Annotated in this window: 22 protein-coding genes; 15 read left to right on the top strand and 7 right to left on the bottom strand. The window is 41.1% G+C overall.

What is annotated here, in order from left to right; genetic code table 11:
* Nucleotides 1-107 precede the first annotated feature (107 nt).
* A complete protein-coding gene (locus ACV3PA_RS16625) occupies nucleotides 108-1,097 on the bottom strand; it encodes a DNA/RNA non-specific endonuclease (protein WP_456126091.1) in 990 nt (329 codons plus the stop codon).
* Nucleotides 1,098-1,519: 422 nt separating this feature from the next.
* On the opposite strand from ACV3PA_RS16625, the gene ACV3PA_RS16620 reads away from it, so the two are divergent.
* The 12 genes from ACV3PA_RS16620 (at nucleotide 1,520) to ACV3PA_RS16565 (ending at nucleotide 9,804) form a co-directional block, all read left to right on the top strand.
* Complete coding sequence (locus ACV3PA_RS16620) at nucleotides 1,520-1,972, top strand: JAB domain-containing protein (RefSeq protein ID WP_456126090.1); 453 nt, start codon at nucleotides 1,520-1,522, stop codon at nucleotides 1,970-1,972.
* Nucleotides 1,973-2,534: 562 nt separating this feature from the next.
* On the top strand, nucleotides 2,535-2,738 hold the full coding sequence (locus ACV3PA_RS16615) for a hypothetical protein (protein WP_456126089.1): 204 nt from the start codon (nucleotides 2,535-2,537) through the stop codon (nucleotides 2,736-2,738).
* Between the two features lie 324 nt (nucleotides 2,739-3,062).
* Entirely contained in the window at nucleotides 3,063-3,449 is a 387-nt protein-coding gene (locus ACV3PA_RS16610) for a hypothetical protein (protein WP_456126088.1), read from the top strand.
* A gap of 404 nt (nucleotides 3,450-3,853) precedes the next feature.
* A complete protein-coding gene (locus ACV3PA_RS16605; RefSeq protein ID WP_456126087.1) occupies nucleotides 3,854-4,384 on the top strand; it encodes a matrixin family metalloprotease in 531 nt (176 codons plus the stop codon).
* A gap of 12 nt (nucleotides 4,385-4,396) precedes the next feature.
* Nucleotides 4,397-5,182: a cardiolipin synthase gene (locus tag ACV3PA_RS16600; RefSeq protein WP_456126086.1), complete on the top strand. Its 786-nt coding sequence runs from the start codon at nucleotides 4,397-4,399 to the stop codon at nucleotides 5,180-5,182.
* A gap of 875 nt (nucleotides 5,183-6,057) precedes the next feature.
* Complete coding sequence (locus ACV3PA_RS16595; RefSeq protein ID WP_456126085.1) at nucleotides 6,058-6,258, top strand: hypothetical protein; 201 nt, start codon at nucleotides 6,058-6,060, stop codon at nucleotides 6,256-6,258.
* A gap of 139 nt (nucleotides 6,259-6,397) precedes the next feature.
* Nucleotides 6,398-7,243, top strand: a complete 846-nt coding sequence (locus ACV3PA_RS16590; protein WP_456126084.1) for a ComEC/Rec2 family competence protein — start codon at nucleotides 6,398-6,400, stop codon at nucleotides 7,241-7,243.
* Complete coding sequence (locus ACV3PA_RS16585) at nucleotides 7,243-7,464, top strand: DUF3006 domain-containing protein (RefSeq protein ID WP_456126083.1); 222 nt, start codon at nucleotides 7,243-7,245, stop codon at nucleotides 7,462-7,464. Before ACV3PA_RS16590 ends, ACV3PA_RS16585 begins: the two co-directional genes overlap by 1 nt.
* A gap of 21 nt (nucleotides 7,465-7,485) precedes the next feature.
* A complete protein-coding gene (locus tag ACV3PA_RS16580; RefSeq protein WP_456126082.1) occupies nucleotides 7,486-8,046 on the top strand; it encodes a DUF5067 domain-containing protein in 561 nt (186 codons plus the stop codon).
* Between the two features lie 129 nt (nucleotides 8,047-8,175).
* The gene (locus ACV3PA_RS16575; protein ID WP_215115897.1) at nucleotides 8,176-8,628 is read left to right on the top strand and encodes a MarR family winged helix-turn-helix transcriptional regulator; all 453 of its coding nucleotides are present in this window, start codon (nucleotides 8,176-8,178) and stop codon (nucleotides 8,626-8,628) included.
* 16 nt (nucleotides 8,629-8,644) lie between these two features.
* Nucleotides 8,645-9,157: a GNAT family N-acetyltransferase gene (locus ACV3PA_RS16570; RefSeq protein ID WP_456126081.1), complete on the top strand. Its 513-nt coding sequence runs from the start codon at nucleotides 8,645-8,647 to the stop codon at nucleotides 9,155-9,157.
* Nucleotides 9,158-9,177: 20 nt separating this feature from the next.
* Entirely contained in the window at nucleotides 9,178-9,804 is a 627-nt protein-coding gene (locus ACV3PA_RS16565; RefSeq protein WP_456126080.1) for an FMN-binding negative transcriptional regulator, read from the top strand.
* A gap of 51 nt (nucleotides 9,805-9,855) precedes the next feature.
* On the opposite strand, the gene ACV3PA_RS16560 is transcribed toward ACV3PA_RS16565, so the two are convergent.
* Both ACV3PA_RS16560 and ACV3PA_RS16555 read right to left on the bottom strand, forming a co-directional pair.
* Nucleotides 9,856-10,029, bottom strand: a complete 174-nt coding sequence (locus ACV3PA_RS16560; RefSeq protein WP_456126079.1) for a hypothetical protein — start codon at nucleotides 10,027-10,029, stop codon at nucleotides 9,856-9,858.
* 84 nt (nucleotides 10,030-10,113) lie between these two features.
* Complete coding sequence (locus ACV3PA_RS16555) at nucleotides 10,114-10,605, bottom strand: hypothetical protein (protein ID WP_456126078.1); 492 nt, start codon at nucleotides 10,603-10,605, stop codon at nucleotides 10,114-10,116.
* Between the two features lie 482 nt (nucleotides 10,606-11,087).
* Here ACV3PA_RS16555 and ACV3PA_RS16550 point away from each other — a divergent pair, with 482 nt between their 5' ends.
* From ACV3PA_RS16550 to ACV3PA_RS16540, 3 genes are read left to right on the top strand one after another with little or no spacing between them, the layout of a single operon-like run.
* Complete coding sequence (locus ACV3PA_RS16550; protein WP_456126077.1) at nucleotides 11,088-12,680, top strand: type I restriction-modification system subunit M; 1,593 nt, start codon at nucleotides 11,088-11,090, stop codon at nucleotides 12,678-12,680.
* Nucleotides 12,670-13,902: a restriction endonuclease subunit S gene (locus tag ACV3PA_RS16545; RefSeq protein ID WP_456126076.1), complete on the top strand. Its 1,233-nt coding sequence runs from the start codon at nucleotides 12,670-12,672 to the stop codon at nucleotides 13,900-13,902. The genes ACV3PA_RS16550 and ACV3PA_RS16545 overlap by 11 nt, the downstream gene beginning before the upstream one ends.
* A gap of 24 nt (nucleotides 13,903-13,926) precedes the next feature.
* Nucleotides 13,927-17,106, top strand: coding sequence for a type I restriction endonuclease subunit R (locus ACV3PA_RS16540; protein WP_456126075.1), 3,180 nt, complete (start codon nucleotides 13,927-13,929; stop codon nucleotides 17,104-17,106).
* Between the two features lie 78 nt (nucleotides 17,107-17,184).
* On the opposite strand, the gene ACV3PA_RS16535 is transcribed toward ACV3PA_RS16540, so the two are convergent.
* The 4 genes from ACV3PA_RS16535 to ACV3PA_RS16520 all read right to left on the bottom strand — a co-directional run bounded on the left by ACV3PA_RS16535 (nucleotide 17,185) and on the right by ACV3PA_RS16520 (nucleotide 19,402).
* Entirely contained in the window at nucleotides 17,185-17,454 is a 270-nt protein-coding gene (locus ACV3PA_RS16535; protein ID WP_456126074.1) for a type II toxin-antitoxin system RelE family toxin, read from the bottom strand.
* Nucleotides 17,451-17,675, bottom strand: a complete 225-nt coding sequence (gene relB / locus ACV3PA_RS16530) for a type II toxin-antitoxin system RelB family antitoxin (protein ID WP_026829710.1) — start codon at nucleotides 17,673-17,675, stop codon at nucleotides 17,451-17,453. Before relB ends, ACV3PA_RS16535 begins: the two co-directional genes overlap by 4 nt.
* A 216-nt stretch (nucleotides 17,676-17,891) precedes the next feature.
* Nucleotides 17,892-18,227 carry a YolD-like family protein gene (locus tag ACV3PA_RS16525; protein ID WP_456126073.1) on the bottom strand — a complete coding sequence of 112 codons (336 nt, stop codon included), beginning with the start codon at nucleotides 18,225-18,227 and terminating at the stop codon, nucleotides 17,892-17,894.
* Between the two features lie 176 nt (nucleotides 18,228-18,403).
* Complete coding sequence (locus tag ACV3PA_RS16520; protein ID WP_456126072.1) at nucleotides 18,404-19,402, bottom strand: DNA/RNA non-specific endonuclease; 999 nt, start codon at nucleotides 19,400-19,402, stop codon at nucleotides 18,404-18,406.
* Between the last annotated feature and the right edge of the window lie 65 nt (nucleotides 19,403-19,467).

Here is a 19,467-nt window from a genome sequence, read left to right as displayed (position 1 = left end):
TTTTTTTATATCAGATAAATCTCATCGTTCATAGACATGAAAAAAAGACAGTGACAAGATACTCATCACTGTCTTTTCGTACTTTGCAATTCAATTGAACAATCGATTTATTCTCCGACCATGCCGTCATGATCGTTATCCCGCATATACTTGTATAGCCAGTGCTTTTCCGTGATTGGCATTGCGAAGCCAGCATCCTTCGCTTCCTGGATCGTTACTTGACCATTGCCGTCAGTATCGATGCGCGAGACGTCTTCGGTCGCTGCAGTACCAGGAGCTGATCTCGCTACCGGTTCTTGTTTCGTCTCCTTTTTCTTTGTCAAACCGAGTGCAGCATTCGTCTCGTCCGGGTTACTGTTCTTGAACCGATCGACAACGGTGCTCCCTCGGACTGTATAGGTGTACTCGTACGCGGATGGAATCATCGTAGACGTGTTCGGATAGGTGATCTGTGCTTCAAAGTTCGTCGCGCCACCCGCCTTGCGGATGACGTCCTCCATGTATGCCTGGTCGCCATGTCGGTTCAATGTACTGTTCTGAGGTGTGATGTTGTAGGCGTTCGAGACGCCGCCGAGCGAATCAGCGATGATGTGTCCTTCATCAAGATCCGTGCGTTCGACACCAGGAACTTTCGCCTCGTCCGAGTAGTAGCGCCCATCACGCGTGACGTCTTCCGTCGCATCATCCTGGAGAACGATTTTCTTCGCGATGACACGGATTAACTGACCGTGCTTGTTCGTGAACGCCCAGTACTTTCGGTCACCAAATCCGATGTCGACGACGTTCGCTTGTCGACTACCAGATAGGTCGCCACCATCGACTTCAATCTTCTTATATCCTGTGAAAGGATCTTTCGGAGTCGTCGTTTTTGATTCCGTTGATGCATTCGTCTTCTTTGGTTGCTTGGTTGTACTAGTATCAGCCTCTTTTTCAGGATGTTGATCGGACGCTTTCTTCGCATCGGTCTTTTGTGTAGTCGCGTCGTCCTGTTGCGTTACTTGCTCTGTTTGATCTGGTGGAGGTGAGGTTGTCTCCGTATCTGTGCATCCTACCATTAATAGGACGGCAAGGGGAATCGTTATGTAAGAGATTCTCATATTGGTACTCCTTTTTCATTCAGTCTATCATTGCGTCCTTCATTATAACGCTCCTTATTAGTTCTTGCTGTCTTATTCGGTATTCGTAAGGCGATAAATGATCCTTTCAAAGGCATGGAACAGAGCGGTCCCGCTCTGTCTGATGGAAAGGGACCGCAAGCCGTCCTGTTTCCGTACTCTAGCTCGCTCCTCGTCGGCGCAAGGGCCATCAAAAAAAGCCGCTGCCGTTCCTCGTCTTCCTCCGCGTTTTGGCTCAAAGCATGCTTTTCGCTCGCGGGCTCCAGAAGCCTTCGTCTCGGTGCGCTGTCCACTTTTTTTGATCTTTCCCTGCGGTCTTGCCCCGTCTCGCGACGCTCGCTGCGTTCCCGTCAACAGGACGGCACCGTGTCGGACTGCATCCCTCTCGCGAAAGGAGCTTTTCCATGAAACTGACTACACTCGTTGAAATCACCCGTATCCGCCAAGAGGTCCGCGAACCGGACGTCGCGCTCGAGACGACGCACATCAGGTCACCCGAGGACGCATTCTGTGTCGCTAGACGCTTCACCCAGGACGATGACCGGGAAGTATTCCTCGTCATCCTGCTCAACACGAAGAACCGGGTCATCGCTGTCCATCGGGCACACGTCGGGAGCATTAACTCGAGCGTCGTCCATCCCCGAGAAATTTTCAAGTCCGCCATTCTTAACAATGCGACGTCGCTCATCGTCAGTCATCAGCATCCGAGCGGCGACCCACATCCGTCACGGGAGGACATCGAGATGACGGAAAGGCTTGTCGAGGTCGGACGCATCGTCGGGATTCAGCTTCTCGACCATATCATCGTCGGTGCGGGAGAAGAATACGTCAGCTTGAAAGCGCAAGGTGTCCTGTAAAGGCATGATATAGCGTAGACGGACGGGATAACCCCGTACTATCTGCGCGCGAGAGCGTGGACGGATCCACTGGGGGCAGGAAGGTGTACATCGTCTTTTCTATAGAAGAGAGTGCCTTTCGTGAGATAATCGTAAGTTTAGAAGTGATGGAATGGATGGAGGTCTGTGGATAGAAGGATGATCTAGATCGATTGATGATGACATAGATGTTTCCGTCTGGTCTTTTTGTAGTAACGTAGACGACGGCAAAAGAACTTTCGGGCTCATGCGTGAGGCTGTAGGCTGCACGCAGCGACATCCTCATCGCACCGCTGCCCTCCTGTTGGACCGATAACGAGAGCTGCGACTCGCCTGCGCGAGGCATCCCTACGTTCCTGTTCCTTACGACGGAAGTCACGGAGCGTTCCAGAGAATGCTAAAAAGAAAAATAAAAGGTTAGGATTTAGTGGGAGGAATGGCATACTAAAGGAAAGAGTCTTGTCCACGTGTTAGATCGTCATTAGCGCTTCGGTAGTAAATGATGTATCTCATGCGAGGATGTCTAAAGAAGGAGAAACTAAATATGAACTTTGATGGGTCGACCGATGTAGTCGATGCAGCACTTACGAATGTCAATCTACTCTATCTCGTCCCGATTGCATTCGGACTGTTTCTGTTGATTGATTTCTTATTTATGAAAGAAAAGAAAAGCTTTTTAAGTCGGACCGGTAAGGTATTATTGATTCCACTTATTCTGATCGTAGGTGTACTTATTTATTTCTATTGATTAACAAATTTTATGCAAACACACTTTTCTAAGCAAACTCGATGTAGTCTTCTTTTTTTTATATCGATGTACATTATCGGGTGACCTATGAAGAAAAATTATTAGATGGGAAACATAACCAAATATCCTCTGATATTCACTATATGCTGAAGATAACTTACAAATCAGCAATGGAGATATAAAAGATATAACGAAAATAGATATGAGATTTGATTTGAGAATAAATAAGGCTTATTCATTTATTAACTTACATTCTATTTATAAAAATGCAATAATAAATCAAAAGAGATAAAGATATCCAAAAATGGAAAAGAGGTTTATGTTATGAAAAAAGTCGTTTTAATATGTACTTTCTCAATTTTAACTGTATTGATGTTAGGTGCTTGTAGTAATGAAGATGACATGCAAAGTACTAGCAAAAAACCGACGGCATCAGAAGTATTAGGAGAAGATTCTACTGCTGACATTTTTCAATTAAATGATACGATCTACAAATCAAATGTAGAATGGGCAGAGAAAACAGAAGTTAGTAAGAATAAAAAAGTTGGAGAAATAAAAAAAATGAATTCTGATAAAAATGATTTTGATAATGGAACTGCCACAAAACTTTCAAAGGGGACCGTCATATATTCGACTAAAGAAAGAAAAGAAATTCTTTTAGTGAGTTTCAAAGGGAAATTAAAAAAATATGTTGCGTTAGGTGAAGGATAAATTTATATTACATTTAATTTTTTGTACGTGAAATTTTAGAGATGACTCTACTCTCGGGTCATCTCTTTTTGTATATGTACAATTGAAATTCCTTAAAACGGAAGGATTATTGAGGTATTTAAAGATCAAAAATTAAGTTGAAGATACTTTTGTTATTCATGGTGAATAATGAACAGATACACAATGTTATTCTTTTTTTCCTTCATTAATCATTATATGTATAGATTTTTGAATAAGTACTAATAAACATTATTTTAACCAATAAAGTGGAGCTAAAATAAAATAGGTGAGCATTATTATAGTGTTTAATTTGGTTTTTTTTGTTTTAAATGGATTTTATTTTATAAAAAATGTTTCTAATAAAAGGAATTAATGGTAAATTTGTTTTTAGGAGGGATATTGATATGAATATGAAAAAAGTAATTGCAGTTGTTGTAGCGGTTTTATTTTTAATAAGTTTTTCACTAGAGGATGGTAAAGCTTTTGCTTACAAAAGAGAAAAATGGAAACTTAGTAACCCAACTATGAGTTATAAATGGGGAGCAAGCTTGGAAAGCGGTAGAATTAAAACAGGTTGGAAAGATTCGATTGCAAGCTGGGAAAGTAAAACTTCGAGTAATATAAAAATAAATTTATTTTATCATGCAGATAGCGTAAATTTTTTGACTAGATTCACTGAAAAAGATTCTAATTATTTTGGGAAAATGAATACTACATATAATAGTTCCAATATTGTAACTAAATTTGCAGGCTATTTAAATGATTACGCAGTAAAAAATTCAAATGTAGCACAGAGTGCGGGTGTACATGAACTAGGTCATGCTTTTGGTATAGCCCACAATTCGGGTACATCAATCATGAACTCTTCACGAGATAGAAATTCTATGATCACTCCGCAAACAGATGATGTGAATGGTGTTAAAAGTATATATTAAAGGAGATTCATAATGAGTAATCTTAAAAAAACCTTAACCACAGGTGTCTCAGTGCTTGCTATAGGAGTTTTATCTTTTTCAATCTATCACAATGTTAATTCAGAAAATGATAAATCAATTGTTCCATCAAGTTTTAAAAAAGAAATAAGTGAAAAAACAGCGCAAACTATTTTGATTTCAAAAGATTTTAACTCTACTAGTAGTTTAGATAAAATGGTTGATAATGCTGAGTTTATTTTTGTTGGAGAATATGAAGGCTTAGAAGAAAAATGGAATATGTCTGGTGATACAGAAAACGAAAACAACTATGTAGAAGGACACTTATATAATTTTAAGGTTTCTGAAGTTTTAAAAGGTGAATCAGATGATTCTATAAAGATCAATCACAGATTTTCTGAAAACTTACCGGTTGAAGTTACTTCTGGAGATGAAGTTATATCTGAAGATGGAGTTCTAATCCAAAAGCCTACTTCTTCAAAAATGTATACAGTAGAAAATAAAGACCCTCTGTATATTAAACCTGAAACTGGTAAAAAATATGTTGTATTTTTGAATAAAGGAGATACTGGAAATTATTACGCTGCAATTGAACCCTATTTGATTGAGATAGATGAGGAAAATAAAGCAGTTTTAAAAAGTAATTTAATTGACTTAGACACTCAAGACTTGACCACTACTTCTAAAGTAGGTGATCAGGAAGTAGTTCTTTCTAATGATATTGATCAAGAAATCAAGGACACGATTTCTGGACAAAGTTTTAAAAATCTTAAAAAAGAAATTTTAGAGTCTCTTCAATAATTAAACTAAATCCTGAATGGTAGGCACTTCCCTGCCATTTGGGTTTTTTTGTATGTAGAAAGATCGATGTACTGAACTTATCTTATTAGAAAGATGTCAACATAATCTCATATAATTCCGATATCGGACTTTGAACGATTTTTAGAATTTATTGTGATTGCACAGGAAGATAATTTATGGGAATAAAAATGATGAATTTATTATTATCGGTTATGAGATTTTTTTTAGTATAAAGATGTAAAAGTTTAAATAAAAACTTGAGTTTATTTACAAATAAAATTTTAGAACCTAATACTGGTTTTGAACCGAAGCCTAGAGTTTAAAAAACTTAATAAAATCTTCTGTATTGTTTTGTGTGTTTGTGTGTACATTGTCTTTTCTATAGGGGAAAGTGTACCTTACTTGATGTAGTAGTGAGTTTTGAAGTGAATGAATGTATAGTTGTCTATGGATAGAGGGCTAATTTAGATTGATTATGACTTAGACGTTTCTGGTCAGTCTTTCTACAGTAGCAGACATAACAGAAGAACGTTCAAGCTCGTGCGTGAGGGCTAGGCTTACGAGTAGCAACATCCTCATTGCCTCGCTTCTCTCCTGCCGGATTGGTAAGGTGCTATTGATTCTGCTTATTCTATCGTAGGCGTACTTATTTATCACTATTGACTCGACGTTCGAGAGGAATCATCTTCATTTTCATGTCAAAAACGAGGTTGGAAAAGGTTGTTTCTTTTTTTGCTTGAAAAAATCAATCGTGTATCGTTCCGTAACAGCTCAGTTAGCTCACATAACATCTTGCTTATCTGATTTAAGGGAATTCGTAAACACTCTCAATCCATTCTATGCTGTAATCAAGAAAACAGTGAGGAGTGGAGTAGATGAGCGTGCTAGAGATGTTTGATATGCTTGATCAAAATAAAGGACATAGAGAGGCGAAGCAGGGTAAGGTGACATTGATTGATGCCCAGCTTCGATTCGTACGGGAAGTAGATGGATCGATTGAGCACGTAACATGGTTCATCGACGTGGATCGATTGACCAACTTCATGCAGAAACACTTTACAAAGCAGACCCGTTGAGGTCTGTTTTTTTGTGTATCAATCTACATATCAACTGACCTATCAATAAAAATGAATAGGTGGGAAATATAACCAACTATCTCCTGGGATTCGCTGTATACTGAAGATAACTTACAAATCAGGAATGGAGAGATGAAAGATGAAACAAAAATGGATGGGCGCTAGCTTAGCGCTTGCAAGTATTGGATTACTCGTCGGACCACTGCAAGGTGCAGAAGCGGCGACACCGAAAATCAAAGTCCACTATATCGATGTCGGTCAAGGTGACGCAATCTATATCAAAATGCCGAGTGGTGAAGATATCGTCATCGATGGTGGCAACAAAGGGAAAGGCGATGCACTCGTCGCCTATCTGAAGAAGCAGAAGGTTGCTGACATCGAGATGCTGATCTCGACGCATCCGGATGCGGATCATATCGGTGGACTCGATGAGGTCCTTGACTCGTTCAAGGTCAAGAGTGTCTATGCTCCGAAGGTCAAACACACGACGCAAGCCTATAAGGATTTCTTGTTAGCGGTCAAACGCGAGAAGCTGACGATCAAGACAGCAAAGGCAGGTGTATCGCTTCCGGTCAAAGGTGTGAAGGCGCAGTTCGTCGGACCGGTCAAAGACTATGCGAAGAGTGATCTGAACAATTGGAGTGCGGTCTTACACGTCGCTTACAAGAAGAACACGTTCCTGTTCACGGGAGACGCGGAACTGAAGTCGGAGCAAGACATGATTGCGAAGAAGAAGACGCTACGGGCAGACGTCCTCAAGGTCGGGCATCATGGGGCGAAGACATCGACGAGCGCGACGTTCCTCAAGTATGTCAAACCGAAGTATGCCGTCATCAGTGTCGGGAAGAACGCGTATGGACACCCGACGAAGGAAGTCGTGACGAACCTGAAACGTACGAAGGCGACGATGCTGCGGACGGATAAGAGTGGCACGATCGTCTTCGAAGGGAACGGATCGTCCTACACGATTAAGAAGTCAAAATGATGAAGCGAAAGGGTATCATCGATCGAATTGAAGGTAAGTGGGTCGTCGTCGAGTTCGAAGATGGAATGCGGGACATCCTGATTTCTCGATTTCCGATGACGGTGGAGTCGGGGGATGTCATCTGGATCGATGAATACGGTCATATTGAAAAGGATGACCGCGAACGGCAGCGACTGTCAGACGAAATCGATGAGTTGATGGAAGAACTGTGGGAAGACTAAAAAAGAAATGAGCTGAAGCAAATGAATAAGTTAGGTCAAGCGGTCGTCATCGTTGAGTTAGGATTATCGCTCGTTGGATGTGGCACACAAGAAACGATAGAAGACCCACCGAAAAAAGCAGCGAATCCTACTGAAAAGGTCGATGTAGCAGAAACGAAGAAAGAAGATGTTTACTTTAAAGACGATACGTTAAAGATTGACATGGCGACAATCAAGATTCTCTCGACAGAAGTGCTTGAACCCAGTAAGGAGTACTTCCGCAAGAAGCCGCAGCTCGTCTTCACATATGAGACAACAAATGATAGTAAGGAACCATTGAATGGAATGACCACGTGGATTGCCTGCTTCGAAGCGACACAAGAAGGAACCGATACGATCAATAAGTTAGAGGTAGGGATGACGCCACAAGAAGAGAAGTATGCCTCTTATTTAGAGCATCAGCTTGATGACATCAAACCAGGTGGTACCGCGAAAGGAGTCATGGCTTACGATATCGATGATCCGAAGGCGGTTGTCACCTTAAAAGCAACTCAAGGACTATCAGGAAAAGAGCTAGGAGAGAAAAAGATTGAATTGAAATGAATCATGAGTTAAACGAATAAGAGAGAAGCAGCGTAAAGTTGCTCCTCTCTTATTTTTGTTGCAAATGCAATAAAAATAATTTAAAGTTTATGTAGCTACTCAACGACTTATACAGAAGCGAGGTTCTTTATGAAAGAGATTCTAAGAGAAATCGGAATGATAGCACGAGCCTTAGATTCAATTAGTAATTTGGAGTTTAAAGAGCTCAATCTATCTAAAGGACAATATGTGTACATCGTGCGTATCTGTGAGAATCCTGGCATTATTCAAGAACAATTAATCGACTTGATTAAAGTAGATCGTTCAACAGCAACGAGAGTGTTACAAAAGTTAGAATCTGGTGGTTTCATCGAAAAAAGACCGGATGATCTTAATAAAAAAATTAAAAAAATCTTTCCGACAGCTAAAGGAAACTCAATCTATCCCTCCATCATTAAAGAACATGCATATTCAAATGATGTGGCATTGACTGGATTTTCTGAAACTGAAAAACATGAAGTATTCGAATACCTTTATCGTATTCGAACGAATATTGAAAAAGACTGGGAGTACGTGAAAAAAGGAAACAAACGAGATTATTGAGAAAAGAGGATGCGAGATGATTAAACGTTGTACGGAAAACGATGTAAGTACTTTACAAGAGATCAGTATTCAAACTTTTTCGGAGACATTCGAACATGATAATGAAGAGCAACATCTCCAAGCTTATTTAGAAAAGGCATATAATATTGAAAAATTATGTGAGGAGTTATCGAACATACATTCTTTTTTCTACTTCATTAAGTATCAAGATACGATTGCAGGATATTTAAAGGTAAACGTAAAGGACGCGCAAACAGAAGCAGTAGGGGAGAATGCATTAGAGATTGAACGCATTTACATTCGAAAAGAGTTTCAAAAGCTGGGTCTTGGTAAAGAGCTATTGAATCACGCATTTGCTGTTGCACATGAGCAACAGGTAAGTAGAGTTTGGTTAGGCGTATGGGAAGAAAACAAAAATGCGCTTGCTTTTTACAAGAAGAATGGATTTATCAAAAGTGGGCAACATTCCTTTTTCATGGGGGAAGATGAACAAATCGACTGGATCATGGAAAAACAGATTTCGAAATAAACTAGAAGGAGAACAGGTGAATGTATATCCCTAAGTATTTCAAAATGAATGACTATGAAGAAGTCTTATCCTTTATGAAAGAGCACGCGTTCGTGACATTAGTCACGACTCAAAACGGTATTCCTATTGCTTCACATATTCCTGTTCATCTGTCAGAAAAGAACGATGCGCTCTTTATTACAGGTCATTTAGCTTATGGAAATCCTCAATGGCGAACACTGGATCAGGAGACGAATGTATTAATCATATTCCAAGGTCCTCACGCGTATATCTCTTCTTCTTGGTATCAAGAGGAAAATGTGCCGACATGGAACTATCAATCCGTTCATGTCTACGGTGATACTAAATTGTTGGACGATGATGAGTTACGATACGATTTAAAATCAATGATGCTGAAGTATGAACAAGGTCGAGAAAATGCGTATACATCCGAAGAAAGAATGTCTAGGTTAATTGAAAAAGAATTACCTGGTGTTAAAGGGTTCAAACTTAAGGTTACAGACATCCAAGCTAAAAACAAATTGAGTCAGAATCGAAAAACAGAAGATTACATGAACATTATCGAGCAACTTCCGAAAGAACAAACTATGAATTCGACAGAAATTGCGCATCAAATGAGTCGACTTAAGCAATTGGATATCAAATAATATGATCATCAACAGAAAGGACGCATCTAAACATCAGATGCGTCCTTCTTCTTATCCTCTTAAAATGGTTTCGGCTTTTTTCTCAGCTGTCTTCTCAGCTGTCTTCTCATCTGTCCAGTCCATCTCAGACAACATACTTGCTTGAACCTTTTCGATTTGTTCATGCGTATAGCCAAGTTGCTCCATCGCGATGGCAGCATAAGCAATTGCTTGATTATTAGTCATAGTCAATCCTCCGTCTTGTCTGTATTGTCAGTTTAATCCTACTTTTTTATAGTACTTGATTTTAAAAGAGGAGAGGACATGTTTTTAATGGCTACGGAAATCTTGCTCTGGTACATTGAAGTGGCGCGTTACGATCTGTCGGACTTTTTCTAAATCGCGGTCTTCCGTCGAAATCATCTCGTCGTACCATGCCTTTTCAAGTACTTGTTCGGTTTCTTTACTTACGACTTCTGTGTTCAGGATGTGATGGTACGGTCCCATCGCATCATCGAGGATACGGAAGTGTTGGCTGATTGGTTCTTCCCCCGGGATGACCAGCGTATAGGCAACGGTCTCATGTTCATCAAAGTCACGGTCATTGGCTTTCGCGAACGGTTCGAAGAAGTCTGTCGCTCCATGTACGAGCATCATTGGTTCCTCAAAAGATGATAGGTCTTGTTGTGTATCCTGCTTAGCAATACTCGTCAGGTAAGCACCGACGTCCTCCGGTGAATGTTGCGTGATCCGCTCCAACCGTTCAGCTAACGGTAATCCGTGTTCGGTGATCTGTGCGGTCTGTTCGATATACTCAATCATCTTAATCGACGATGCTTCGCGTTCCAGGACTTTCTCCTGCTCGAGCGAAGTATGGAGTTCACTAATGAAGTGACCAGATGTCTGACAAACTTCGTGTAACAGATTTTCCTTGTCATGTAAGTCGCTTCTTTGAGTCCAACTGTCAAGATACTATAAAGAAAACTTGTCTAAATAAAAAAATTTGAAAGGATCTCAATTTATTTTTTGTTGTATATACATAAATTAGATCAATTAAAGTACATTGATAAAAAGACGAGTTTATAGACTCTTAGCATTACAATTGATTAGTCGAACACATACCTGTGAGAGAGTAGTCAATTTTGTATACATAACGGTCGTTTTTCATACAAATCAATAAATCAGTACTATGATACAAATAAATGGAAAAAGTCACGTTTTTTTTATAAATCAGGTCAAAAATAAACTATAATGAAATAGAATATAAATTTATACTTTTAGGTTACGAAATGGAGAGAAAATAGATGTCAGCATTGAACCAACAGCTATTTAGCGCAGCCGATAGCCTGCGTAGCAAGATGGATGCCTCAGAGTACAAAAACTACTTACTCGGATTAATTTTTTATAAGTACTTATCAGATAGAGTCTTAGAAAGAGTAGTCACGTTAGCAGATAAGTCTTTTGAGGATTATGATACGCAAGCAAAACAAACATTGTTATATGTAGAACTGCTCTCTGACGAGGAGATTAAAGACGATTTAGTAGAAACACTTGTCGATATGCTCGGTTATGAAATTGTACCGGCTTATCTATTCAATATCTTAGCGGATCAAGCACAACAAAATACATTCCAGTTGAATGATTTAGCGAAAGCGTTCAATGATCTTTCGACGAAGTATATTCAATTCAATGGTTTATTCGATGACGTTGATTTGCAGTCGAAGAAACTTGGATCGGATGACCAACAACGGAACATTACGATTACTGAAGTATTAAAGAAGTTGAACCACGTCGAGTTGCTTAGTCAAAGTAGGGATGTGATTGGTGACGCGTATGAATTTTTAATCAGCCAATTTGCTTCAGAAGCTGGGAAAAAAGCAGGTGAATTCTATACACCACATGAAGTTTCAGACATGATGGCACGGATCGTCACAATCAATCATGAAGATAAACAGTTATTCAGTGTCTTCGATCCAACGATGGGGTCGGGTTCTTTGATGTTGAACGTACGGAATTACTTAAATTATCCGGAGACAGTGAAATATCACGGACAAGAGCTGAACACCACAACGTTTAACTTAGCGAAAATGAACTTGATCTTACACGGTGTGAAAAGTGAAGACATGCGTCTTCGTAACGGGGATACATTAAATAAAGACTGGCCAACAGATGAGCCCTATACATTCGATGCGGTATTAATGAATCCTCCATACTCAGCACACTGGTCAGCAGATGCAACGTTTTTAGATGATTCACGTTTTAATCGATATGGAAAACTGGCACCTAAAACAAAAGCCGATTTCTCATTCTTGCTGCATGGTTTTTATCATTTAAAAGATACAGGAACAATGGCGATCGTTTTACCACACGGTATCTTGTTCCGTGGAGCAGCAGAGGGAGTCATTCGTAAAAAGTTATTAGAAGATGGAAGTATTGATGCAGTCATCGGATTACCAGGAAACATGTTCTTTGGAACATCAATCCCGACGACGGTCGTAATTTTGAAGAAGAACCGTGAGACACGGGATGTTCTCTTTATTGACGCAAGCAAAGATTTTGTCAAAGGGAAGAATCAAAATAAACTTTCGAATGAACATATTGATCGAGTCGTTGAGACGTATAAAAAGCGAGAGACTGTAGAAAAATATGCTTATGTCGCAAGTTTCGATGAAATCAAGGAAAATGACTTCAATCTTAATATTCCGAGATATGTTGATACTTTTGAAGAGGAAGAAGAAATCGATTTGGCAGCAGTCGGTCAAGAACTGAAGATAGTTCGTGAAAAGAAAGCAGAGTTAGAAGCAAGTTTATTTGAAATGATTTCATCACTTCAACACGACGAAAAAGATAAGGAATGGATTAAAGGAGCATTCGAGGTGTTTAAACATGAAAAATAAAAAACCATCAATTCGTTTTTCTAAGTTCGATGATGAATGGAGTATTAGACAATTAAATGAGTTGGTTGATATTGTTAGTGGTGGAACTCCTGATACAAAAAAAAATGAATATTGGGGTGGAGATATTAATTGGTATTCACCTACAGAGATAGGAAAAAGCATATACGTAGATGAAAGTGTAAAAAAAATTACCAAATTAGGATTAACAAAAAGCTCTGCAAAAATTTTACCTGCTGATAAAACAGTATTATTCACTTCGCGCGCTGGAATAGGCGATATGGCGATTTTGAAAAAAGAAGGCGCAACAAACCAAGGTTTTCAATCATTAATAGTAAAAGATATAACTGATACTTATTTTATATTCTCAATAGGTAAAAAAATTAAAGATTTCGCACTGCAAAATGCTTCTGGATCAACTTTTTTAGAGATATCAGGAAAAAATTTAGGGAAGATGCTTTTACATGTACCTGCACTAGATGAACAAAAAAAAATCGGCTCATTCTTTAAAGATTTAGATGACACTATTTCTCTTCATAAGCAAGAACTCGACGCTCTTAAACAAACCAAACAAGGTTTCTTGCAAAAAATGTTTCCGAATGGTGAAGAGACATTACCTGCAATTCGATTTAATTCCTTTGTTGAAACGTGGAAACAAAATGAATTTGGAAAAGTAATAAAACTTGTTGGTGGTGCAACACCCTTAAAGGAAAATAAAGAGTATTGGGTTGGAGATATCGTCTGGCTTTCTTCGCAAGAAATAAAAAATAAATATGTTTCTAAAGGAACATATACAATTTCTGAAAAAGCTGTAAAAGATAATCGAACAAAGGTTGTTCCTTTAGGGACTCCGCTTATAGTTACACGTAGCGGGATTCTAGCTAAAAGATTTCCAATCAGTATTTCTTCAAACGAAGTCGCAATCAATCAAGATATCAAAGCTTTGATTTTTGATCCGACTAAAATTGATACAGAATTTATTGTTGCTCAGATGAAAGCACAAGAATCGTATATATTGAACAATATCGTTAAGACCGGAACGACGGTCCAATCTGTGAATCTTCCTGATTTAAATCGGATGATTCTGCATATTCCTCAATATGAAGAACAAGTTAAAATTGGAGAATTCTTTAGACGAATGGACGAAGTTATTGAGCTGAAAGAACAAGAACTGGAAGCCCTAAAACAAACCAAACAAGGTTTCCTTCAAAAAATGTTTGTCTAATCAACTAATACGAAAAGAGGAATCGTGGTGAAGCTGACACATGATGATGAACTGACCGTTGAACGACGACTAATTGAAGTGCTCGGCGAAGGACATAATCAATGGAACTATCGTCCAGACTTAAAATCAGAAGCAGATCTGTGGCACAATTTACGCCATAAAATTACACGGAATAACTTATCGGAGATTGGTGAGCGACCAATCACTGACGCAGAGTTCGATAAGATCAAGACAGAGTTGCTATCTAAGACACAAACGCCGTTTGATGCAGCGCGCTGGTTAAAAGGTGAAAATGGCATCTCGCGCATTACGATTGAACGTGAAGATGCTACTCTTGGATCGATGTCACTCATTCTCTATTCGAACCAAGATATTGGTGGCGGCATCTCGACATACGAAGTCGTCCACCAAATCGCGAAACAACGGTCGACAGAGGACGGGCGGGATCGTCGTTTTGACGTCACGCTCTTAATCAATGGCTTACCGATCGTTCAAATCGAGTTGAAGAAAGTCACGGCGAAGGACGGCGTCTTCCAAGCGCATCATCAAATCAAGAAATATGCGGAAGAAGGCTTGTTCCGAAACAACATCTTTTCGACGTTGCAGTTGTTCGTCATCTCGAACGAACAGACGACACGTTACTTTGCCAATGCGCTGCCGAAGGACATGCACCGGAAGTTCATTTTCAGCTGGCGGACGACCAACAATCAGAAAGTCGATAATCTGTATGAGTTCGTCAAACAAGTTTTGAACATCCCCGATGCGCATCGTTTGATTGCGAACTATACAATCGTCAGTGAGGACCAAGACAATAAGGCGTTGATGGTGCTCCATCCGTATCAGATTCACGCGATCGAAGCACTGTTCACGGCGGCGATGCGCCATGAATCGGGCTTTGTCTGGCATGCGACGGGATCAGGGAAGACATTGACGAGTTTTGTCTCGACGAAGTTGTTGGCTAGAAAACCAGGAGTCGACCGGACGATCATGCTGATTGACCGAAAAGACCTGGATAACCAGACAACAAGTGAATTCACGAAGTTCGCTTCGGAGTTCAACACGGGGATATCGACCGGAACAGGCTCCGCAAATAGCTTGATCATTGGTACATCGAGCTCAAAAAAATTGAGCGAGACATTGTTGTCAGATACGAACTCCAACACCGTCATCATCACGACGCGTCAAAAGCTCGAGGCAGCATTACGTTATGCGCAAAAGCAAGAAGCTGAAAAAGGGACGCAACGATTCCAGAAGCTGATTGGACAGCATATCGTCTTTGTCGTTGATGAATGTCATCGTGCTTTGAGTGCGGAAGGGATGGAGGCAATCAAAGGCTTCTTCCCGAATTCGACCTGGTTTGGCTTTACGGGAACACCGATCTTCAATGAAAACAAGAAACAAGCACAAGGTCAATTGGCGCGGACGACACGGGATCAATACGGTGAGATTTTACATACGTATACGATCAAGAATGCGCTCGAAGATGGATCGGTCCTCGGCTTCCAAGTCGAACACGAGGACACGATTGAACCGGTCTCGCTCTACAATCACATCTTTTCGAATTTACGAGTTGATACTAAATATGCTGACCGGACCGACGAAGAAATCGGTACCTTGATTGAAGAGATGGATGAGCTGACGAAGGAGACATACATCCCGAATGATTTGTATGAACGGGACGCGCATATCGAGAAAGTCTTGCAGAAGCTGTTCCGCCCGGATAATGCCTATACGAAGTTTGACTTCAAGAACGGACGACCACAAAAATCGGCCATCTTGACGACGAGTTCGATTGCGATGGCGAAGCGCTATTACCATGCCATCCAAGAGATGAAACAAGATCCAAACTGGATGGAGGCACATTTTGCAGGGCATCCACTTCGAAAAGGACGGACGATCGATGATCCTGATTTCCCGCGAATCGCGATTACCTACTCGATGCAAGAGAACACCGAGAACGCGACGGAAGTCCAAGAAGAAATGCGCCAAGTCATTCATGCCTACAACGACTACTATGGAACGGCTTGGTCCATCGAAGACATCGAACGTTATAACGGCGATATCAATAATCGATTGGCACGGAAAAAAGCTGAGTTCAAGCAATTCGGAAAACATATCGATCTCGTTATCGTCGTTGATCGGTTGCTAACTGGTTTTGATGCGCCGACGATCCAGACATTGTTTGTCGACCGGAATCTCAGTTATGCGAACTTGGTTCAAGCGTTCTCGCGGACGAATCGAACATATCCGGATAAGACGAAAGGATTAGTCGTCACATTTCGGCGTCCTGCGACGATGGAAGAAAACGTCCGCGCAGCGACACGTCTCTACTCAAACGAGAATGAAGATACAAATCTAGTCTATCCGACGTACGATGAATCGAAGAAACGTTTTAAAAAAGCACATAAGGCATTATTACAACAAGTGACAAGTCCAGATGAGATCGATGAGCATTCATCGTTAGAAGAACGTATTGATTTTGTTAAAGCATTCCAAGAACTCAACAATGCGTTTGAAGCTTTGATCACGTACGATGACTACAACGATGATATGGAGAAATCGCAGGCACTTGCCGATCAAGTAAAAACACTGGAGTCTTTCCTTGGTATCTATCACACAGTTAAAGGATCTTTAATCGAAGAATTGATGGATGGTGGAAGTTCTGAAGAGGATAAGGACGACGAAGCAGATTACTCTGAAATCGAATTCTTCGGAGAAAATGCGATTAAACTATACGATATTGATTCTACCTATATTGATCAACTCCTCGGCACGTACTCTGCGAATAATGAAGACATCCGCTCTGAAATTGAACGAGCGCTTCAAAAACTCGGAAAATCAGAAGTAGTGCAAGAAGTCTATCAAACGATTTTAAATGGGATAGATGATCAAGTCGTTTCACCGGATGAAGATATTTTTGTAGTCAAGCGTCGTTACTTTACACAAGCTTATCAGCATAAGATCGAGACGTTTGCACAGGAGTGGTGTGTGGATGAGCAAGAGTTGCATACATCGGCGGTACAATATCACGTTGGAATGGACGCCATCCCGAATGTAGGGCGAATCATTGAAAGTAAAAAATTTGCGAATTACAAAGAAGCACATCCGGAAGCCATTTTATTAAAGTATGGTCCAGGCATGAAACGCGCTTGGCGGGTTATTCTAGATGAAGCGATCATCCCGCTTGATCAAGAACTGCGTTAAATTAGAAAAGTCCACATCTGATAAATGATGTGGGCTTTTTTATACAAATCTTATAAATTGCTTATGTACAATTAGATATCATTTATAGATATCACGACGATGTCCAATCTCAAGAATCAAAATCACGACTCTTTCATCCTGGATGTCAGCAATCAGACGATAATCACCGATGCGATAACGCCATTCGCCAGAGCGATTCGAAACCAGCCCTTTACCATGACGACGCGGATCATCTGTCCCGACCAGATTCTTCTTGATCCAGGACATGATGATCCGCGCCTGTTGGGGATCCATCTTCTTGAGAGATTTTTGAGCTCCGCGCTCAAACTCTACCGTATATGCCGTCATTCTAAATCAAGTTCTTTCATCATATCGTCGAAAGAGATCGCTTCTGATTTTTTACGGTGTGCTGCCATGGAATCATGATAGAGTTGTAAATCAATTTCATCTTCGATACGATCGAGGACGGCATCGCGAACGAGTGTAGAAATCGTGATGTTCTTTGCTTTCGCATATTCTTTGATGAGGCGTGTATCTTGATCATCTAGACGTACGGAAATGGTACTCATAATTATCAGCTCCTTTGTAATACATTGTAATACAGATTGGTCATTTAGTACATAGAGTCGAGAATGAACATTCTCTGCGAGATGAAAATCCGCTGCTGAATATCATGAATAAGTACGATGTGATGCCAAAAGCGGGTTAGATCATGCTCGAATTAAACATAGTTATTCGTGCTTATTTTGATAATGTTTAGGCAATCGATGACCATGGTTTTTTCTTCATTCCGTTACAGTGACACTTAATATTTGCTTGAACGGGACGGTTTCGACGTCGAGATTTCGTTTGACAAGATGGACCTGCTCCTGCACATAGTCGAGCTTTTCAACGAAGGCATCGAAACGATGCGTCAACGGACCGTTCATCGCCGTCACCGTGACGATGTCTCCGCTGAAGATGGCGTCGTTCAAAGCGTTCTCGATCGTCCCATCGATTGGTCCCTCCGTATCCTCGAACTTGAGATGATGTACCTCTTGGTAATAGCGTTTCAGCAATCCTTTGTGTTCGGGCATGAGGAACGGGATCCACTTTTTATTGCCTCGGTCTTCATAACTCATTAAAATCACTCCTTTTCATGATAAGAACATTTGTTCTTATCATGTTCCTCGTTTCTCTTGTTTTCAATCCGCTTTTTCGACGTCTCATCAATGCCACCGTTTCTGACGACGAAAAAAGGCGCGACGAGTATCTCGTCACTGCCCTAATATTTCGCCTATTCGATTGGATGAAGGATTCATTCTCCGACCATGCCGTCATGATCATTGTCCCGCATATATTGGTACAACCAGTGCTTCTCCGTGATGGGCATCGCAAAGCCTGCGTCCTTCGCTTCCTGGATCGTCACTTGACCATTGCCGTCAGTCTCGACGCGCGAGACGTCCTCGGTCGCTGCGGTATCGGCAGAGGACGTCGCTGACGATTCTGTTTTCGTCTCCTTTTTCTTTGTCAGACCGAGTGCAGCATTCGTCTCGTCCGGATTGCCGTTCTTGAACCGGTCGACGACGGTGTTCCCACGGACCGTGTAGGTATAATGATACGCAGATGGAATCATCGTCGACGTATCCGGATAAGTGATTTGCGCCTCGAAGTTCGTCGCGCCACCTGCCTTGCGGATGACGTCTTCCATGTACGCCTGATCACCATGACGGTTCAAGGTGCTGTCCTGTGGTGTGATGTTGTAGGCGTTCGAGACGCCACCGAGTGAGTCAGCGATAATATGTCCTTCATCGAGATCCGCACGTTCGACGCCAGGCACTTTCGCCTCGTCCGAGTAGTAGCGTCCGTCACGCGTGACGTCTTCCGTCGCATCATCTTGGAGAACGATCTTCTTCGCGATGACACGGACCAGCTGTCCGTGCTCATTCGTGAACGCCCAGTACTTCCGGTCACCGAAGCCAATGTCGACAACAACGTTCGCCTGACGACTACCGGACAGGTCTCCACCATCGACTAAAATCTTCTTATATCCTGTGAAAGAATCTTTTGCAGTTGGTGTTTTTGATTCCGTTGATGCCTTCGTATCCTTTGACTGCTTGACTGTACGAGTATCCGCTTTTTTTTCAGGATGTTGATCGGCGTCCTTCGTCGCATCGGTCTTTTGTGTAGTCGTGTCGTCCTGTTGCGTTACTTGCTCTGTTTTATCCGGTGGAGGTGAGGTCGTTTTCGTTTGTGTATCCGTACATCCTGCTATCAGTAGGACGGCAAGAGGAATCATTATGTAAGAAATCTTCATAAGTCTACTCCTTTTTCATTCAGTCTGTCATTGCGTCCTTCATTATAACGCTACTTATCAGTTCT

The organism is Exiguobacterium sp. EA-TM-5, assembly GCF_053878415.1.
This window is presented reverse-complemented; position numbering and strand designations above follow the sequence as displayed.

Excerpts from the sequence above, each read along its gene's own strand:
- ACV3PA_RS16625 (WP_456126091.1), bottom strand. The coding sequence starts at position 1,097 with ATGAGAATCTCTTACATAACGATTCCCCTTGCCGTCCTATTAATGGTA.
- ACV3PA_RS16620 (WP_456126090.1), top strand. The coding sequence starts at position 1,520 with ATGAAACTGACTACACTCGTTGAAATCACCCGTATCCGCCAAGAGGTC.
- ACV3PA_RS16615 (WP_456126089.1), top strand. The coding sequence starts at position 2,535 with ATGAACTTTGATGGGTCGACCGATGTAGTCGATGCAGCACTTACGAAT.
- ACV3PA_RS16610 (WP_456126088.1), top strand. The coding sequence starts at position 3,063 with ATGAAAAAAGTCGTTTTAATATGTACTTTCTCAATTTTAACTGTATTG.
- ACV3PA_RS16605 (WP_456126087.1), top strand. The coding sequence starts at position 3,854 with ATGAATATGAAAAAAGTAATTGCAGTTGTTGTAGCGGTTTTATTTTTA.
- ACV3PA_RS16600 (WP_456126086.1), top strand. The coding sequence starts at position 4,397 with ATGAGTAATCTTAAAAAAACCTTAACCACAGGTGTCTCAGTGCTTGCT.
- ACV3PA_RS16595 (WP_456126085.1), top strand. The coding sequence starts at position 6,058 with ATGAGCGTGCTAGAGATGTTTGATATGCTTGATCAAAATAAAGGACAT.
- ACV3PA_RS16590 (WP_456126084.1), top strand. The coding sequence starts at position 6,398 with ATGAAACAAAAATGGATGGGCGCTAGCTTAGCGCTTGCAAGTATTGGA.
- ACV3PA_RS16585 (WP_456126083.1), top strand. The coding sequence starts at position 7,243 with ATGAAGCGAAAGGGTATCATCGATCGAATTGAAGGTAAGTGGGTCGTC.
- ACV3PA_RS16580 (WP_456126082.1), top strand. The coding sequence starts at position 7,486 with ATGAATAAGTTAGGTCAAGCGGTCGTCATCGTTGAGTTAGGATTATCG.
- ACV3PA_RS16575 (WP_215115897.1), top strand. The coding sequence starts at position 8,176 with ATGAAAGAGATTCTAAGAGAAATCGGAATGATAGCACGAGCCTTAGAT.
- ACV3PA_RS16570 (WP_456126081.1), top strand. The coding sequence starts at position 8,645 with ATGATTAAACGTTGTACGGAAAACGATGTAAGTACTTTACAAGAGATC.
- ACV3PA_RS16565 (WP_456126080.1), top strand. The coding sequence starts at position 9,178 with ATGTATATCCCTAAGTATTTCAAAATGAATGACTATGAAGAAGTCTTA.
- ACV3PA_RS16560 (WP_456126079.1), bottom strand. The coding sequence starts at position 10,029 with ATGACTAATAATCAAGCAATTGCTTATGCTGCCATCGCGATGGAGCAA.
- ACV3PA_RS16555 (WP_456126078.1), bottom strand. The coding sequence starts at position 10,605 with ATGATTGAGTATATCGAACAGACCGCACAGATCACCGAACACGGATTA.
- ACV3PA_RS16550 (WP_456126077.1), top strand. The coding sequence starts at position 11,088 with ATGTCAGCATTGAACCAACAGCTATTTAGCGCAGCCGATAGCCTGCGT.
- ACV3PA_RS16545 (WP_456126076.1), top strand. The coding sequence starts at position 12,670 with ATGAAAAATAAAAAACCATCAATTCGTTTTTCTAAGTTCGATGATGAA.
- ACV3PA_RS16535 (WP_456126074.1), bottom strand. The coding sequence starts at position 17,454 with ATGACGGCATATACGGTAGAGTTTGAGCGCGGAGCTCAAAAATCTCTC.
- relB (WP_026829710.1), bottom strand. The coding sequence starts at position 17,675 with ATGAGTACCATTTCCGTACGTCTAGATGATCAAGATACACGCCTCATC.
- ACV3PA_RS16525 (WP_456126073.1), bottom strand. The coding sequence starts at position 18,227 with ATGAGTTATGAAGACCGAGGCAATAAAAAGTGGATCCCGTTCCTCATG.
- ACV3PA_RS16520 (WP_456126072.1), bottom strand. The coding sequence starts at position 19,402 with ATGAAGATTTCTTACATAATGATTCCTCTTGCCGTCCTACTGATAGCA.